At 58.2% G+C, this 17,029-nt stretch carries 19 protein-coding genes and 1 tRNA gene; 12 read left to right on the top strand and 8 right to left on the bottom strand.

The features are described 5' to 3' along the window. Positions 1-25 precede the first annotated feature (25 nt). Complete coding sequence (locus WNY39_RS00755; RefSeq protein WP_341235173.1) at positions 26-1,498, top strand: leucyl aminopeptidase; 1,473 nt, start codon at positions 26-28, stop codon at positions 1,496-1,498. Between the two features lie 4 nt (positions 1,499-1,502). Beyond that, the gene (locus WNY39_RS00750) at positions 1,503-1,961 is read left to right on the top strand and encodes a DNA polymerase III subunit chi (RefSeq protein ID WP_342843250.1); all 459 of its coding nucleotides are present in this window, start codon (positions 1,503-1,505) and stop codon (positions 1,959-1,961) included. A gap of 18 nt (positions 1,962-1,979) precedes the next feature. Here the strand turns inward: WNY39_RS00750 and WNY39_RS00745 are convergent, their stop codons facing one another. The 3 genes from WNY39_RS00745 to WNY39_RS00735 form a co-directional block, all read right to left on the bottom strand. Next, the gene (locus WNY39_RS00745; protein WP_342843248.1) at positions 1,980-2,567 is read right to left on the bottom strand and encodes a TIGR02281 family clan AA aspartic protease; all 588 of its coding nucleotides are present in this window, start codon (positions 2,565-2,567) and stop codon (positions 1,980-1,982) included. A gap of 51 nt (positions 2,568-2,618) precedes the next feature. Continuing rightward, the gene (locus tag WNY39_RS00740; RefSeq protein WP_341235520.1) at positions 2,619-3,266 is read right to left on the bottom strand and encodes a MarC family protein; all 648 of its coding nucleotides are present in this window, start codon (positions 3,264-3,266) and stop codon (positions 2,619-2,621) included. A gap of 61 nt (positions 3,267-3,327) precedes the next feature. Continuing rightward, on the bottom strand, positions 3,328-5,190 hold the full coding sequence (locus WNY39_RS00735; protein ID WP_342843247.1) for an ABC-F family ATP-binding cassette domain-containing protein: 1,863 nt from the start codon (positions 5,188-5,190) through the stop codon (positions 3,328-3,330). A 103-nt stretch (positions 5,191-5,293) separates the two neighbouring features. On the opposite strand from WNY39_RS00735, the gene ndk reads away from it, so the two are divergent. Next, complete coding sequence (gene ndk / locus WNY39_RS00730) at positions 5,294-5,716, top strand: nucleoside-diphosphate kinase (RefSeq protein ID WP_093915044.1); 423 nt, start codon at positions 5,294-5,296, stop codon at positions 5,714-5,716. A 68-nt stretch (positions 5,717-5,784) separates the two neighbouring features. Here ndk and WNY39_RS00725 read toward each other — a convergent pair whose 3' ends face one another. Further along, positions 5,785-6,195: a DUF4112 domain-containing protein gene (locus tag WNY39_RS00725; protein WP_342843245.1), complete on the bottom strand. Its 411-nt coding sequence runs from the start codon at positions 6,193-6,195 to the stop codon at positions 5,785-5,787. 74 nt (positions 6,196-6,269) lie between these two features. Then, the gene (locus tag WNY39_RS00720) at positions 6,270-6,602 is read right to left on the bottom strand and encodes a TfoX/Sxy family protein (RefSeq protein ID WP_342843243.1); all 333 of its coding nucleotides are present in this window, start codon (positions 6,600-6,602) and stop codon (positions 6,270-6,272) included. Between the two features lie 397 nt (positions 6,603-6,999). Between WNY39_RS00720 and WNY39_RS00715 the strand changes: the two genes are divergently transcribed. From WNY39_RS00715 to WNY39_RS00685, 7 genes are all read left to right on the top strand, one after another. Next, positions 7,000-7,167 (top strand): hypothetical protein, encoded by a 168-nt coding sequence (locus WNY39_RS00715; RefSeq protein WP_341235180.1) that lies wholly within the window; start codon positions 7,000-7,002, stop codon positions 7,165-7,167. 97 nt (positions 7,168-7,264) lie between these two features. Further along, positions 7,265-7,483, top strand: coding sequence for a DUF1127 domain-containing protein (locus tag WNY39_RS00710; RefSeq protein WP_341235181.1), 219 nt, complete (start codon positions 7,265-7,267; stop codon positions 7,481-7,483). Between the two features lie 186 nt (positions 7,484-7,669). Further along, positions 7,670-8,644, top strand: coding sequence for a Gfo/Idh/MocA family oxidoreductase (locus tag WNY39_RS00705; protein ID WP_342843241.1), 975 nt, complete (start codon positions 7,670-7,672; stop codon positions 8,642-8,644). A gap of 83 nt (positions 8,645-8,727) precedes the next feature. Next, the gene (locus WNY39_RS00700) at positions 8,728-9,375 is read left to right on the top strand and encodes a hemolysin III family protein (RefSeq protein WP_342843239.1); all 648 of its coding nucleotides are present in this window, start codon (positions 8,728-8,730) and stop codon (positions 9,373-9,375) included. Positions 9,376-9,599: 224 nt separating this feature from the next. Further along, entirely contained in the window at positions 9,600-11,372 is a 1,773-nt protein-coding gene (locus WNY39_RS00695; protein WP_342843237.1) for a Hint domain-containing protein, read from the top strand. Between the two features lie 64 nt (positions 11,373-11,436). Then, positions 11,437-11,877, top strand: a complete 441-nt coding sequence (locus tag WNY39_RS00690; RefSeq protein ID WP_342843235.1) for a hypothetical protein — start codon at positions 11,437-11,439, stop codon at positions 11,875-11,877. After that, a complete protein-coding gene (locus tag WNY39_RS00685; protein ID WP_342843233.1) occupies positions 11,874-12,563 on the top strand; it encodes an HTTM domain-containing protein in 690 nt (229 codons plus the stop codon). Before WNY39_RS00690 ends, WNY39_RS00685 begins: the two co-directional genes overlap by 4 nt. Positions 12,564-12,570: 7 nt before the next feature. Here the strand turns inward: WNY39_RS00685 and WNY39_RS00680 are convergent, their stop codons facing one another. Continuing rightward, positions 12,571-13,875: a GAF domain-containing sensor histidine kinase gene (locus WNY39_RS00680; protein ID WP_342843231.1), complete on the bottom strand. Its 1,305-nt coding sequence runs from the start codon at positions 13,873-13,875 to the stop codon at positions 12,571-12,573. 307 nt (positions 13,876-14,182) lie between these two features. After that, positions 14,183-15,097: a LysR family transcriptional regulator gene (locus WNY39_RS00675; RefSeq protein ID WP_342843229.1), complete on the bottom strand. Its 915-nt coding sequence runs from the start codon at positions 15,095-15,097 to the stop codon at positions 14,183-14,185. Between the two features lie 113 nt (positions 15,098-15,210). Here WNY39_RS00675 and WNY39_RS00670 point away from each other — a divergent pair, with 113 nt between their 5' ends. Together WNY39_RS00670 and WNY39_RS00665 are read left to right on the top strand one after the other, a co-directional pair. Beyond that, entirely contained in the window at positions 15,211-16,143 is a 933-nt protein-coding gene (locus WNY39_RS00670; RefSeq protein WP_342844328.1) for a VOC family protein, read from the top strand. Between the two features lie 10 nt (positions 16,144-16,153). Continuing rightward, complete coding sequence (locus WNY39_RS00665; RefSeq protein WP_342843227.1) at positions 16,154-16,762, top strand: alpha/beta hydrolase; 609 nt, start codon at positions 16,154-16,156, stop codon at positions 16,760-16,762. A gap of 33 nt (positions 16,763-16,795) precedes the next feature. Here WNY39_RS00665 and WNY39_RS00660 read toward each other — a convergent pair. Then, positions 16,796-16,885, bottom strand: a tRNA-Ser gene (locus WNY39_RS00660). Positions 16,886-17,029: the final 144 nt, after the last annotated feature.

Genomic DNA, 17,029 nt, shown 5'->3' with positions numbered 1-17,029 from the left:
AATTCATATCAAAAGGACGCCGATCATGACCGCATTGACCCCAATCAGCTTTGCCCAAACTGACATTGACCAGATTGCGGGACACGCGGGTCGTGTTGCCGTCGCCATTGATGCCGAAGGCAAGATGAACCCAGGTGCCCGCCGGATCAACAAACTGACCAAAGGCGCGCTGGAGCGTCTGATCCAAACGACGAAATTCGCCGATCTGAAACCCGGCGAGGTGCTGAGCATGGGCTATCCCACCGGCATGACCGCCGAGGCCGTTGACGTGATCCAACTGGCAAACAACGCCAATATTCCGGATCTGCGCAAAGCGGGGGCAAGCCTTGCCAAGCTGCGCGGAAACGCGGATCTGCTGGTGCTGACAGGCGGGCTGCGCAAATCGGCGGAACTGTGCTTTGGCCTTGCCATGCGCGACTACAGCTTTGAGGATAATAAAAGCGACGGTAAACCCCGCAAGGGGACGGTCACGATTATGGCCAGCAACCCCGACGATGTAAAAGAGGCCGCGGAACCCTTGCTGGCCATCGCCGACGGGGCCTTTATGACCCGTGATCTGACCAATGAACCGGCCAACGTGCTGACCACAACCGAATTTGCAAACCGTCTGGCCGAGATGGAAAACATCGGGCTTGAGGTCGAAGTGCTGGACGATGCCGCGTTGGAAAAACTGGGGATGCGCACGCTGCTGTCGGTCGGGCAAGGATCGGCCAGCCCGTCCTATGTCGTTGTTATGAAATGGAACGGCGGCGAAAAAGACGCAGCACCGCTGGCGTTGGTCGGCAAGGGTGTCGTCTTTGATACCGGCGGCATTAGCCTGAAACCCGGCCTTGGCATGGAAGACATGACCATGGATATGGGCGGTGCCGGTGTTGTGGCGGGTGTCATGCGGTCTGTCGCCTTGCGCAAGGCAAAGGCCAATGTCGTGGGCCTTGTGGGTATCGTCGAAAACATGCCATCGGGCACCGCAACGCGCCCCGGTGATGTGATCAAAACCATGAAGGGCGACACCGTCGAGGTGATCAACACCGACGCCGAGGGGCGCTTGGTGCTTTGTGATGTGCTGTGGTACGCGCAGGACCGCTTTAAACCCGCTGGTATGATCGATCTGGCCACACTGACAGGCGCCATTGTGATCGGCCTTGGCCATGAAAACGCAGGTGTGTTTTCGAACAATGACACGCTGTGCAATGCGTTCCTCAAGGCCGCTGCAGCAGAAAATGAAGGGGCTTGGCACATGCCCATGGGCCCCGGCTATGACAAGCTGCTGAAAAGCCGGATTGCCGACATGAAAAACATCGGCGGGCGCGACGGCGGTGCCATTTCTGCGGCGCAGTTTCTGGGCCGCTTCGTCAAGGACGAGACCCCCTGGATCCACCTTGATATTGCCGGTGTGGCATCCCTGAAAACCGAGACAACTTTGTCGCCCATCGGGGCCACAGGATGGGGCGTTGCATCATTGAACCGGTTGATCTCGGACAATTTTGAGGGCGAGTAACCCCGTGGGTGCTGCGTATTTCTATCATCTGACACAGCGACCTTTGGTCGAGACGTTAACCATGCTGTTGGGCAAAGCCCAAGGGGCAGGCTGGCGCGTCGCAGTGCGCGGCACGGACCCCGATTTATTGGCGCAAATGGATGCCGCCCTGTGGCAAGGCCCCGATGACCGGTTCCTGCCGCACGGGTTGGCAGGCGGCCCGCATGACGCGGAGCAGCCGGTCTTGCTGACCACCCAAGCGGACGCGCCAAACGGGGCCACCTGTGTGTTTTCAATCCACGGCGCTGATGTGACGGCCGACGAAGTCTCAACCCTCGACCGGGTATGCATTCTGTTTGACGGGTTGGACGAGCTTGCGCTGAACAAGGCGCGCGGGCAGTGGAAGGCGCTAAAGGACGCAGGTGCGTCGGCGCAATACTGGTCCGAAGAAAGTGGCCGTTGGGAGAAAAAGGCGGAGACCTGAATAGGTTACTGATCGATCTTAACGCGTCAGGATCAGCTCGTTATTCGAAATCTCGATCCGGCCCCAGCGTTGTAGATAGCCCATCCCCAACAAGGATTGCCCCATCTCGCCGTCATTCACCACGGCAGGGACATCGAAATCACGCACATCGCCCAATTGTACTTCGTTCAGGCGCACAAAGGCGGTGCGCACCTCGCCATTCGCGGTATTGGCGCGGCCAAGGTAGTTGAGCGTATCAGGCGATAGACCGACGCGCTGCGCATCCTCGCGGGTCAGCACCATGTCGCTGGCACCGGTATCCACGACAAAGCGGATCGGCGAGCCGTTGATCTGGACTGTCAGGTAATAGTGGCCATCGCGCGCGCGGGGCAGGGTGACGGTGCCAATGCCGCCTGCATAGCTTTGCTGCGGCGCACCTGAATTGCGGGTGATGTCGCCCCAAAGGCCATAGCCCGCAGCGGCACCCACCAAAATCATGCCCCAAACCGCGGCCTGTTGCAGGGTTTTGTTAAACCCTTCGCCGCGGCCCTGCATAAAGAACCAGCCCGCGACCATCGCAAGCAATACCAAAAGATAGATCAGCCGACCGGTTTCAAACTCTGCCATTGGACGCTCCGTTGTTCCTTGGGTGGAATATGGGGCGCGTCACGGGGTTTGTCAGCCCGCACCCGGCCCAAATCCAAAGGCGCTGAGACCTTCGAGCACGAATTGCACCGAAAGTGCGGCCAAAAGCATGCCCAGCAGGCGGGTGATAACGTTGATCCCGACCTTGCCCAACACCCGTTCCAGATGGCCGCTGGCCTGCATCGTGATCCCCATGAGTACTAGCACGGCAAAGGTGATGCCCATCACGGTTACGAAGCCTTCGAGTCCGGGTTTTTCGCCGGTCAGCAGGATGACCGACGCAATTGAACCCGGGCCCGCAATCAAGGGTATTGCCAGCGGGAAAACCGACGGGTCGTCATGATCGTCGGCCTCGTGGTCAGGATCTGTCGTGGCTTTCTCGCGCCGTTTCGTCCGGCGGTCGAACAGCATTTCAAGCGCGGTCAGGAACAGCAAAATCCCACCCGCCACGCGAAACGCGGGCATTGAGATTCCGATGAAACCCAAAACAGCCTCGCCGAAGGCTGCGAAGATCAGCAGGATCAGCCCGGCAATAAAAACGCCACGCCATGCGATGCGGCGGCGTTGGGCATGGGACAGGCCGGGGGTCAGGGCCAGAAACATCGGCCCGATCGCGAAGGGGTCGATGATGACGATCATCGTGGCGAACGCCGTGATCATAAAGGCAATGTCGAGTGTCATCATATGTTGTTACCGGGGGCCAGCCCCCGGACCCCCGGGATATTTTTGAGCCAGAGAAGTCTTAGGCGGAGGCTGTCTCGAGCTTTTCGAGGGCAGCCATCCAGATCGATTCCGCCCGTTCAAGTGCGGCCATGACTTCGGCGTATTTCTTGTTCCAGACTTCAAGTTCGCCGACTTTTTCCTTTTCGTAAAGGGCAGGGTCGGCAAGTTTCTTGGCCAGCTTGTCGCGCATGTCGTTAATTTTGGTCACGCGCGCCTCGGCGGTGCGGACTTCGGACCGCAGGGCAAGGATGTCTTCGCGGTTGGCCCGCTTGGGTTTTGGGGCCTCTTTCACCGGCTTGGCGTTCTTGCTGACCGGTTTTTCGACCGTCAGCAGCATCTTACGATACGCTTCGAGGTCGTCCTCGTAGGGTTTGACCGTGCCATCGGACACCAGCCACAGACGGTCGGCCACCATCGACAGCAGGTGCATGTCGTGGCTGACAAGGATCACAGCACCCGAATAGCGGGTCAGCGCCTCGACCAGCGCCTCGCGGGATTCGATATCAAGGTGGTTGGTCGGTTCATCGAGGATCAGCAAATGCGGCGCGTCGAGTGTGGCAAGCAGCAGTGAAAGCCGTGCCTTTTGACCACCGGACAGGCGACCAACCTCAGTATCGGCTTGGTCGGGGCCCAGGCCGAAACCGGCCAGCTGCGCGCGCAATTTCGACTGCATCACGCCGGGGCGCGCGGTGATCATGTGCTGCAACGGGGTTTCGTTGATGATCAGCTCATCCACCTGATGCTGGGCAAAGAAACCGATGCGCAGTTTGTTTGAATTTACCGCTTTGCCTTCGAACAACACCAGACGGTTGGAGAGCAGCTTCGACAGCGTCGATTTGCCCTGACCGTTGCGGCCCAAAAGCGCGATACGGTCGTCTTGGTCAATGCGCAGGTTCAGGCGCGACAACACAGGGTTGCCTGCGGTATAACCGGTGGAGCCACCTTCAATGCTGATGATCGGCGGGGACAATTCATCGGGCTGCGGGAAGGTAAAGACCTTGCGGGCGGCTTCCTCGGGCGGCGTAATAGTTACCATCTTTTCGATGGCTTTCATCCGCGATTGCGCTTGCTTGGCTTTGGATGCCTTAGCCTTGAACCGGTCAACAAAGGCCTGCATATGCGCCTTATGCGCCTGCTGCTTTTTCGCGGCGGCAGACAGTTGCGCGCGTTTTTCGGCGCGCATTTTGGCGAATTGATCGTAGTTGCCTTGGTAATAGGTCAGCTTGCGGTCTTCGAGGTGCAAGATGCCGCCGACGGCGCGGTTTAGCAGCCCACGGTCGTGGCTGATGATGATGACCGTGTGGGGGTATTTGGCCAGATAGTTTTCCAGCCACAGCGCCCCTTCAAGGTCGAGATAGTTGGTCGGTTCATCAAGCAGCAGCACATCGGGCTGCGCAAACAACACGCCAGCCAAGGCCACACGCATACGCCAGCCACCGGAATAGGCCGAGCAAGGTTGTTGCTGGTCGTGATCGTCAAAGCCGAGCCCCTTGAGGATCGAGGCGGCGCGCCCTTCGGCGGACCATGCGTCGATGTCGGCAAGGCGGGTTTGCACCTCGGCGATGCGGGCAGGGTCTGTGGTCGTCTCGGATTCTGCGATCAGGGCCGCGCGTTCAACATCCGCGGCAAGCACCGTGTCGATCAGCGACACATCAGACGATGGCACCTCTTGCGCGACGCCGCCGATCTTGGCGCGGGACGGCAGCGAAATATCGCCCGCGTCCAGCCCCAATTCGCCGCGAATAATGCGAAACAAGGTGGTTTTACCCGCGCCATTGCGGCCGACGAGGCCCACTTTATGACCTTCGGGGATGACGGCGCTGGCTTCCTCAAACAAGGGGCGGCCTTCGACGGAATAGTTGATTTCTGAAATGCGTAACATGGGCGCGGTGTGAACCATGTCTGGCCCCGCGTCAATCGCGCCTTTTCACGCGGCAATCCCCATGTTAGGGAGCGCCCAATTTAACCCCTATAGGAGAGCTATCATGGCCCTTGAGCGCACATTCTCGATCATCAAACCAGACGCAACACGCCGCAACCTGACCGGCGCAATCGTTAAGAAATTCGAAGACGCAGGTCTGCGCGTTGTTGCCAGCAAGCGTATTCACCTGTCCAAAGCACAAGCGGGCGAGTTCTACAAAGTACACGCCGAGCGTCCTTTCTATGACGAACTGTGCGAATTCATGGCCTCCGCGCCAATCGTTGCTCAGGTTCTGGAAGGCGAAAACGCCATCGCGAAAAACCGCGAAGTTATGGGCGCAACCAACCCTGCAGACGCAGCAGCCGGCACCATCCGCGCTGAATTTGCTGAATCAGTTGGCGAAAACTCGGTTCACGGGTCGGACGCACCCGAGACAGCCGAAGTTGAAATCGCTTACTTCTTCTCGGGTCTTGAACTGGTTGGCTAAGCCCACCTGCATTTGAGATGCTGTTTAAAGGGTCGCAGGAAACTGCGGCCCTTTTTCGTGTCTGCTGTTTAACCGCGCAAGGTGGGGTGATGGGATGACAGCTGTCCCTCGACGTCCTTAGCCGCCAAGCTGCGGTCCGCCAGATGATCGCGTAGCAAAGCCACGTTGCGGGTGTTGGCTTTCCAACCGATGTCGAACAGGTCACCGACCAGCGGGATCGCACCGATGACCATGTCGATCCCGACATTCGCGCCCATCCGACCCAACACCGGGGCGCTGGCCCCCATGCGGTGTGCCTCTTTTATGATGTAACCGGCAGGGGCCACGGCCAGAACGTCGCCGACACCCGGCACCAGACCCAAGATTGAATCCCAGCCCAAACGGACGCCAAGCAGCGGGATGCGAAACGCATAATCCATCCTGCGGGCCAGCCTGTGCAGGCGGTCCAGATCATTTTCCGTGGTGGGATGTAGTGGCATTGGGAACCTCGTAAGCGTTCGGTTATCTAAGACAACGCGTTAAGGGGTAATCCGGTTCCTGTGGTGGCAGTATTCTAGGGGCTATGCTCCCTGACGCCGATCTGGTCCATCATGCGTTCAAACTCTGACTGGGCGGGATCAAAAGCCCGCGCTTTCATCGCGTCAAACTTTACACGCAGGGCTTTCTTTTCTTCGCCTTTGCAATCATTCCACGGGCGGCCCTGTAGGCCCATCACCAACACGTAATATCCGATGAAATGGGGGCGATGACCGGCACGTAACAGCATTTCATAGGCCGCATCCGCGCCAAGATCGCGCAATTGATCGGCAGTGTACACGCCAACCTTGGCCAGGCTTTGCTCAAAGGCAGGGCCAAGATTACGGATTGAGGAAACAGGTTCGGACATGGGGTAAAGTTTACCGCGTCCCACATCCGCTGTCACCTATCAGATTGCGGGTTAGATGCTGGCGTAATCTGTGAAAACCGGCTGCGTTGTTTGCGGCTGTACGGGTTTTGCGGGCGCAGGTGCCGCCTTGACGGGGGTGGGGATGCTTTGGGCCATTTAACTGCTCCATTAGGGTGCGAAGTTTAATCTCGCGGGCCGCTTAATCAAGCCGTGCCACTCTGTCCATCCCAAGGCATGTATGTGGCCATTCTGTGCCTGAAACATTGGCCAAATCCGGCAATATTCCGCCGCTCGGTAAGCCATGCAAAAACTGCATATCGACTATGGTTTGCACCTTTGCATGGTCAGGCACATATGCAGTCCACGGGCAACGAAGCCCAGAAATGGAAAGCTGAAAATGACTACCAACGTCACATACCGTACCGCCACACCGTCAGAAGTTGACCGGATCCTTGCGCGTGCCAATGCAGAACGCAGCGCGTTCATCGCATCGCTCGCAACCAAAGCATCCGCCAAACTGCGCGGTCTGTTTGCGAAAACACCACGTGGGGCGATCCCTGCGTAATTCATGCGACTTGTCCCTGCGATAAGACAGGGAACAAAACGCGATACCAACCCGTTGCGGTGGATAGGCCACCGTAATCCGAAGATGAGAAGAAAAAATGAGCTATACATATACAACAGCAACCACACCAAGCTTTGACGTCGCTGCAAAAATGCACGGCCTGATCGAAGGCTTTCGCGCCAACCGCGCCCAAAAGCGCGCCGAGCGTCAAACATATAACGAACTGGCCGCAATGAGCGACCGCGATCTGGCCGATATCGGCATTGCGCGCGGCGAAATTCGCCATATTGCCGCACAGGCCGTCGTTCTGCGCTAACCCGCGCATAGAACACCCCAGAGATTTCACCCCCGCATAGCCCGGCGCTATGCGGGGGTTTCATATTTTAAGGGGTGGGTTTTCGCCTCGCTGTTTGTGATCTTCCTGTGCTAAGGCAAGGCAACGCAAGCCGTTGACCGCCCAACAGGAATTGGGCGCACGGGCATCTGAATTTCGAGGGACGACATGACAATCAAAACAGCAATCATCGGTCTGGGCATTATGGGTCAGCGCATGCTGGAACACATGCAACAACATCCCGCCTATTCGGTTGTCGCGGTTTGGGACCCAAGCGAGGAGGCCAGCAGCAAAGCCAAGGCCGCCGCACCCGATGTGACTCTGGCCGCAACTGCCGAAGACGCGATTGCCGCTGCCGATCTGGTCTATCTTGCCTGTCCGCCCGTACCGCGCAAAGCATATTCCTTGGCCGCAGCCGAGGCTGGCAAGGCTGTGTTCCTAGAAAAACCCCTTGGCATCGACATCGCAGAAAGCCGCGATCTGGTGGCCAAGATTGATGCCTTTGGTGTGCCCGCTGCGGTGAATTTCACCCAAGCAGCCGGTGCGGCCCTGACCGATGTGCACGCCGCTGCCAAGGCGGGCGATCTGGGCGAATTGGCGGGTGCCGATATTATCGTGACCTATCCCGCATGGCCCCGCGCGTGGCAGCAGGCGGCAGATTGGCTGCGCTTTCGTGCCGAAGGCGGCATGACCCGCGAAGTAATCTCGCATTTTCTGTTCTTTTCCGAACGCATCCTAGGCCCGCTCGAACTGGTCTGGGCGCAGCCTGACTATCCTGCGGGCGGCGAATTATGTGAAACCCATGTCGCCGCACGATTGGTATCTGCGACCGGTGCGCCAGTTACCATCATGGGCAGTGTCGGCGGCGCACAGCCAGACCGTCAGGAACTCACCATCAAGGGGACCAAGGCCAGCCGCCGCATTTCGGAATTCTACCTTGATGATGTGTCGACAGGCGGAGCCTTCACCCCGGTGGTCGAGGAATACGCCGACCCACGGTCGACCAGCCTGCGTGCGCAATTGGATGATCTGGTGCTGCTGATCGACGGCAAACCGAACCGTCTGGCAACCTTGGCCGAGGCGCTGCGCGTTCAAATCCTGATCGAAGCCATTTTAACGGGCAAACCCGCGCCCGCCCCATAAAACGACCAAGGCTGACGTACCGGCGTGGTGGACTTTGGGCGGGGCTGCGGCTACCGAAGTTGCAAGCTTTGCCAGAGACGCCCATGACTGAAACAACTTTCCCCAGTTCGAACCCGCTCCACCGGCGCGCCGATATGGCTGTGCACGTCTTTGGCTTGGTACTGGTTCTGGGGGCAGGTGGTGCCTTGATCACCAAAACCACAGCCGAGTTGGGCGTCGCGCCGATCATTGCTGTTTGGGTTTACGTGCTAAGCGCTTTGGCGTCCAATCTGGCCTCTTGGGCCTATCATTTTCTGCCTTGGCACGCGCAGCGCGTACAGTTGCGCCGCATTGATCACGCCGCCATTTATCCTAGCATCTCGGGCACCTTTACCCCGTTTTTCGTCCAAGCAGGCACACCGTGGACGATCTTTCTTTTGTGTCTGTGCTGGGGCCTGACGGTCGTGGCGATTTGGAACAAGATCATCAACAAGCAGGTCAAATCACGCTGGTCGACAGCATCCTACCTTGGGCTGGGGGCCATCGGCCTTTGTGCGGTGCCCGATATGAAAAACGTGCCCATTGAAACGCTTTGGTGCGTGATTGCTGGTGCGGGTGCCTATGTGGTGGGCACGGCGTTTTATGCGCGCAAGACCATGCCGATGCGCTATGCCATCTGGCATCTATGGGTGAACATCGGCAGCATCCTGATGTTTGTGGGAATCTGGCGCGCTTACTTTTACCCCGTGTAACCCGCGTCGGTTGAGGGTCGGCAAAATCCTGCCTGAAAACCATCCTGAATAGTAAAATCGTTACGTCACTCAACGCTGACGACCGCCATATTGCGGTCACAATTCCGCTAACCGGGTGTTGCTCTCGTGTTTTTGTAGGTAGGTAACCGTCAAATTCTACTGCGTTTGAAAGCGGGTTCGCTGCTGAACCTTTCATGACGCTACGACACTTAAAGGCTGCTTTGATGGCAACGATAAATGGGACGTCGGGCTCTGACACGATTCAGGGAACGGCTGACGACGACCAGATACAAACTGGCGGCGGCGATGACCGCGTGTCCGGCGAGGGTGCAAACGACCTGATTGACGGCGGGGCGGGTAATGACGTGCTGTTCGGCGATGGGGGCATCGGCACGGCACCCGGCAGTGACGCAACGCCCGTCACGCTGTCATTCGACAAGCGGGAAACCGATTCCAGCGGCTTTGCCAAGCCGGGCGACAATGTCGTGTACCGTGATGTCGCCACGTTAACAGACGGCACGTCGGTGTCTGCCCGTGTGGTTCTGGTGCGCACATCCAACGCCGACATGCCCGTCACCCTAAGCGGCGGCGAAGGGTTCGAGATAGCCTTGAACACCGGTAGCGGGTCCAGCACCCGCTATGGCGGCGAAACGGCGACGTTCCGGCTGGAATTCTTTGACCCTGCAACAGGATCGCCCGTCGCCTTGAACTCGACCGCGACGTTCAACGATCTGGACAGAAACAGCCCCGGCGATCAGGAATCCGTGACGCTGGATGCCGACAGTTTCACCGCCTTCGCAACCAGCGACGATTCCGCGCTTACCGTGACGACCGAAAACGGCAACGTCACCGCGGCCGGCACCCAAGAGAACGATCCGAACGATCAGGATTCGTGGTTTTCAGGGCGGTTTGAAAACCGCGAGTTCATTGAATTCACCCTCGAGACGCGCACGACACGGTCAGGCTTTACCCTGTCGGGCGATCTGATTGATGAACCGGTCGAGGTGCCGATCGAGGCCGGCGATGACACGCTTTTGGGTGGTTTGGGCGATGACACGTTGCTGGGCCAAGGCGGCGATGACAGTCTGGACGGCGGCACCGGCAGCGATCAGATGTCCGGCGGCGAGGGCCAAGACACACTGACAGTCGGCGGCGGCAATGATCTGGCGGACGGCGGGCAGGGGTCCGACCTGATCACCTTTACCTCAGGCGGCAACCACACGATTGTCGGCGGTGAAGATGCTGATGGCCTTGATAGCGATGTTCTTAATCTGACCGGGCTCGACAAGTCGCGCTATACGCTGATCAAAGACGGCCCGGAATCCGGCAGGATCGAATTCCGCGATGCCCTTGGCAATACCACGGGCACCACCACCTATTCCGAGATCGAAGAGGTCGTGATCTGCTTTACCCCCGGCACCCGTATCGCGACACGTCGCGGCGAAATTCCGGTGCAGCAGCTCAAGATCGACGATCAGGCGATCACCCGCGACAACGGCTTTCAGCCGGTCCGCTGGGTCGGCCGCCGCAACCTGAACCGTGCTGATCTTGCGGCCAAGCCCGACTTTCACCCGGTTTTGATCCGGGCAGGGGCCTTGGGCAACGGCCTGCCGCAATGGGATATGGTGGTCAGCCCGAACCACCGCATGTTGGTCAGCTCGAACCTGACCGAGGTGATGTTTAGCGAACGCGAAGTATTGGTGGCCGCCAAGCATCTGGTCGGGTTGGACGGGGTCGAACGCACCCGCCCCGAGCGGGTCAGCTATATCCACGTCTTGTTCGACCATCACGAGGTCGTGCTGGCCGACGGGGCTTGGGCAGAAAGCTTTCAACCCGGTGAACATTCGATGGCTGGTATTCTGGCAGATCAGCGCGATGAAATTGTGGCCCTGTTTCCCGAGCTGAAAAAACCTGACGGCCTGTCCAACTTTGTCGCGGCCCGCCGATTGCTGCGCGCCCATGAAGCGCGGATTTTGACGGCGGAAACGGTGCACTAAGCGCGGCCTTACCTCGGTTGGCTGAATTCACGTGATGTTAATGGCGGGGCCGTTAACTCTGTTCATGCTGAAAACACTGTCGCTTATTTTGCCTGTTTTGCTGCCATCATGGCGGTTTTTCCAAACGATTGAACCCTCACCAAGGGTGCAGTGGGCCCAGCTGTCGAAGGGCGGCGCCGCCGCGGGCGATTGGCAGGAACTGCGCCCGCGCCCCATGTCCGTGACCGCGCGTCAGATGCTGGTCCGGCTGTTTTGGAACGCACCGCGAAATGACGCGCTGTTTGTGGTCAGCTGCGCGGAACGGATTACGGAAAATCCCACCGCCCATTGCATCACTGAGATTACCCGCCGTGTTCTGGAGGACCTCACGCACGGGGCAGAAGGCAAAGCCGCCAGTGCTGCCCAATTTCGTCTGGTATTTATCTCTCGCGATGACACAGGCATCTACCAAGACATCCTGTTCCAATCCGACCCGTTTCCAACCGCCGGTTTTGTCCCGCGATGACGTTTGAATTTGCGTTGCGGGCGACAGAAATCCTGTTGGCCATCGCGTTTTTGCAGCAATCGGCGGAGCATATATTTGGCGCGCACGCGGCACCGCTGCTTTTTCTGCCCCGCGCGACCCTAAGCGTTGTGTTGCTTGCTGGTTGGCACAGCCCATGGGTTCTGATGGCGCTTTGCATCCATAGCCTATTGGTTTTGCACCGTTTTCAGGGGCCGTATAACGGCGGCAGTGACCGCATGGGATTGTTGATCCTGTACTGCCTTTGCCTGTCGCGCTGGTTGCCCGATGGATTACCCGCGCAATCGGCATTTGGCTATCTGGGCATACAGGTCATCCTGTCCTATTTCATCTCGGGGCAGGTCAAGATCGTGAACCCCGAATGGCGCAGCGGTCGTGCGCTGGCGGATGTTTTCAGCTTTTCGGCCTATCCTGTAGCTGAGAACTTTCGCCGCTTGGCGGGCTGTCCACGGCTGCTCTGGGCAGCGTCATGGGCTGTTATGCTTTTTGAGGTGCTGTTTCCGTTAAGCTTCATTAACCCCACACTCCTCATCGCAGCGCTGGCGGTTGCCGCGACGTTCCACCTGGCAAATGCACTGCTGTTTGGATTGAACCGCTTTTTATGGTTCTGGATCGCATCTTACCCGTCGCTGCTGTGGCTCCAATCGCGCCTAGTTGAGGGCGGATAGAAACCGGTCAGCCGGCCAGATCCTGCTTTTCGGCTGCAGGGAAACGGATCATAAACACCGTGCCCACGCCAAGCTCGCTTTCATAGTCGATGGTCGCGTTATGCTGGGTTAAAATCTGCTTGCAAATATGCATCCCCAGCCCGGTCCCACTTTGCGAGCGTGTGTCGGAACCGTCCACTTGGGTAAACAGGCCGAACACCTTTTCCTTGGCCCCGTCGGGAATGCCCATGCCGTCGTCTTTTACCATGATCCGCGGGCCACCCCCTTCGCAGTGCAGGCTGATTTCGACATTACCGCCGGGCTTGGAAAATTTGAACGCGTTCGACAGGATATTGGCCAACACACGGTCCAGCTGGTGTCGATCACCGCTCACAATACAGGACGGGCCGGTGCCCGACATGGTCAAGGTTACGTTCCGGTCTGCGGCATAGTTGCGATAAGCCTCTGCCGAGGTTTCGATCAGCTCGCTTAGGTTAACGGGCGCGAAGCTGGAGTGCGAGGTGCCAAACTCCTGTTTTTGCAGCTTTAGAATGTCATCAACCAATGAAAGCAGGCGGTCGCTATTCTCGCAGGCGATCTTGATCAGACGCTGGGTTTTTGGCGAACCGATCTGATCCGGATCATTCCGCATCAAGCCGAGCGCCCCCTTGATCGAGGTAAGTGGCGTACGCAATTCGTGGCTAACGATCGACACGAATTCATTCTTGGTATTTTCCGCGGCGACCAGTTTTTCCATCGAGCTGCGAAGAGAGGTAGTCAAGTCGGTCATTTCCGAATTTCGGGTGGCAAGTTCTTGGGCGTAGTTAATGACGTCCATTTTCTCGCGGTAGGATACGATCAATGCGGTGATCGCTTTGCCGATCTTCGACAGGCCTTCTTTCACCTCATCTGAATAGGTTTTCGGCTCAACATCCAGCACGCATAATGTACCAAGGCGCATGTCGTCTTCGGGCTCAAGAACGGTGCCCAGATAAGACCGGAACCCCGGCTGCCCCGCGACAAAGGGATTGTCGGAAAACCGCGGATCGGCCGTGGCGTCGGTCACCTCGAACTGTTCGCTGTTCATGATCGCATGTGCGCAGAACGACACGTCCCTGCTGGTTTGCCTAACATCGCCAAGGCCGGTCCCGGCCAGAATATTTTGGTGAACATCGTCAATCAACGTCACCAAAGCCACAGGTGCCCCCGCCAAAGTTGACGCGACTTTGCACAGGCCATTGATTTCGTCGAAGGGCAGCGACAGATCAAGACCCAGGCCATGCAGATATGCCAGTCTTTCGGTTTCATTTTCGGGGACCGGGGGTTTTAGCATAGGGCAGTCACCGGGGCGGTGGATGATGTGAAATGCGTTACCGTAATACGGGTCATTATAGCCTCTTATACTCAAAGAATCGGGTCGGCAGAATTCGCCTTATGGTAGTGTTTCCTCAATACCGCAAGCGCTAACATGCTGGAAAATTCCAAGCGCTTTTCTCACCATCAAAACAGTTCATAAAGGAGGATATTGGCAATTCTAAGACTGCATCACAGCCTTGTGTTACCCCTGCAGCCAAGAACCATGTCACCCGGTCCTATCCCCCCATCGGCGAAGGCGGTCAGCCACCGTGGGCACGGCCCAATCACGCGTTGCTAAAGCTGAACTCTTGCGCTTCGCTCAGATGTGCCTCGAAGAAATCCGTAAAGGTGGCCACCAAAGGCGGCAGCACATCATAGGGCGGATAAAACAACGTCAGCCAAAGGGGCGTGATCACCCAATCGGACAACAAGGGGACGACTACGCCGGCGTTGATCCCGTCGTTAACGATGAAGTCCGGCAGTACCGTCACGCCGTTTCCCAATTTCGCGAGCGAATACAAAAAATCCCCGTTGTTCGATGCAATGGCAGTGCCCGCCGTAACGGTCTTTTTCCGCCCGTCCTTATGAAACGTCCACTCTTCAGCCTTACCGGAGGCGGAATAGGACATACAGAAATCGGGATTCAGGTCATCGGGTGTTTCGGGCCGCTGCATCCGCTCAAGCAGGCTGGGGGCCGCGACCGCGTGGCGGGGCACTTCGCAGATTTTGCGCCAGATCGTGGATTTATCGCCGGGCGGGCCGGACACCCGAATGGCAAGGTCACAGTTTTCCTGCACCACATCCACCAGCCGGTCGGTCAGCGTCACGTTCACCATAATATTGGGATAGGCCAGACGAAACCGGTCAATCACCTCTGGCAGTAACCGCATCCCCAGTGACAGCGGCACATTGATCGACAGCCGCCCCCGATCCGGGCGCACGGCACCTGTGATTTCCCTTGCGACCTGATCAAAGCTTTCGATCACGGGGCCAAACCGCGCTGCCACCATTGCCCCCGCGCTGGTCAGCGCCACTTGTCGCGTCGTGCGCACCAACAACTGTTGACCCAAATCCGTCTCAAGCTTGGCGACGATGCGCGTGACTGACGCAGGCGTCATGTTCAGGCTGCGGGCGGCAGCGGCAAAGCTGCTTAGTTCGACCACCTTCAAAAAAACGCGGATTGGTTTGATATCTTGCATCCGCAATTATTGCATTATCAACAACAGTGAATGCAAGAAAATATCCATTCATAATAATTATCGTCGGCGCTATATCTGGGGCAAGATAAATGGACGACTTGAAAGGCGATACCATGATCAATCAAATCAAAGGTCTGCACCACGTCACGTCAATGGCGGCCGATGCGGCAGAGAATAACACTTTCTTCACGCAAACCCTTGGCCTGCGGCGCGTGAAAAAGACCGTGAATTTCGACCAGCCTGACGTCTATCACCTGTATTACGGTGACGAGGTCGGCACGCCCGGCTCTGTGATGACCTATTTCCCCTTTGGCCAGATGCCCCGCGGGCGTCGCGGCACGGGCGAGGTGGGTACGACCGAATTTGCCGTACCAAAGGGCGCGCTGCCGTTCTGGAAAGAACGGTTGGGGAACCACGGCGTCAGCGGTCTGGCTGAAAGCAGTTTCCTTGGCGAAAACCGGTTGCAGTTTGACGGGCCTGATGGCGATGGCTTTGCACTGGTGGAAAGCGACACGCGCGACCGCACGCCCTGGACCGGTGCAGATGTGCCGGAGGACGCGGGGATCTTGGGCTTTCACGGTGCCCGTTTCACCCTGCGCGATGCGGCAGCGACCGGTGAATTGCTGGGCTTTATGGGCTATCAAAAGGACGAGACGGCAGACGGCGTGACACGTTACCGGATCGAGGGCGGCAACGCCGCCGATACCATCGACGTCGAAGAACTGCGTGGGGCCAAAACCGCGGGGCAGGGTGCCGGGTCCGTCCACCACATCGCCTTTGCTGTCGAAAACCGCGCGGCACAGCTTGAGGTGCGCAAGGCGCTAATGGACACCGGATATCAGGTGACGCCAGTGATTGACCGCGATTATTTCTGGGCGATTTACTTTCGTACCCCCGGCGGTGTGCTGTTTGAGGTGGCCACCAACGAACCCGGCTTTGACCGTGACGAGGATACGGCGAACTTGGGGCAGGCGCTGAAACTGCCCGACCGTTACGAAGGGCACCGCGCCCAGATCGAAAGCCTGCTGCCCGCGATTGACGGATAAGGAGAACGCCATGTCCACCGATACCTATCACACGCTAACGAAATCCCCCGCAGCCGGCGCGCCGCTGATTTTTGCCTTCCACGGCACCGGCGGCGACGAACACCAGTTCTTCGATTTGGCCCAATCGCTCGTGCCCGGGGCAGGGGTCGTGTCGCCCCGCGGGGACGTGTCCGAAGGGGGTGCCGCGCGTTTCTTTCGGCGTACGGGCGAGGGCGTCTATGACATGGATGATCTGGCCAAGCGGACCAAGACAATGGCGGCCTATGTCGCGACCCATAAGGCAAAGCACCCCGGCACGCCGGTCTATGGCTTTGGCTATTCGAACGGCGCGAATATCCTCGCCTCTGTCGCCATGGCGCAACCTGACCTGTTCGACCGGATCGGATTGCTGCACCCGCTGATCCCGTGGAAACCTGAGGCCACGCCGGGCCTTGCTGGCAAACGCGTGTTGATCACCGCTGGCAAACGCGACCCCATCTGCCCATGGCCGCTAAGCCAGCGCCTGATCGACTGGTTCACCGCCCAACACGCGCAAGTTGACACCGAAGTTCACGACGGCGGCCACGACCTGCGCCAACCCGAACTGCTGGCGCTGCAAACACTGCTGAACGCAGGTTAGCGTTATAGGTGTGGTTCATTCTGAAAAGGGAAATGGCGGAGAGACAGGGATTCGAACCCTGGGAACCCGTGAAGGCTCAACGGTTTTCGAGACCGCCCCGTTCGACCACTCCGGCACCTCTCCGCATCGGTGTGGTGCGCTCGTTTAGTCCCGATTTGGCGGGGTGACAAGGGGGGCGGCGGTATAATTCTGGGTCACGGGGATTTTCATTGCCGCCGGTCTGATTTGTCCTAAGATTAAAGGCGCAAAATAACACAAGGATCATGT

This window comes from Sulfitobacter sp. AS59 (assembly GCF_038899995.1).
Lineage (GTDB): Bacteria > Pseudomonadota > Alphaproteobacteria > Rhodobacterales > Rhodobacteraceae > Sulfitobacter.
Note: the sequence above shows the minus strand (reverse complement) of the source record. Positions and strands in the feature narration are given on the sequence as shown.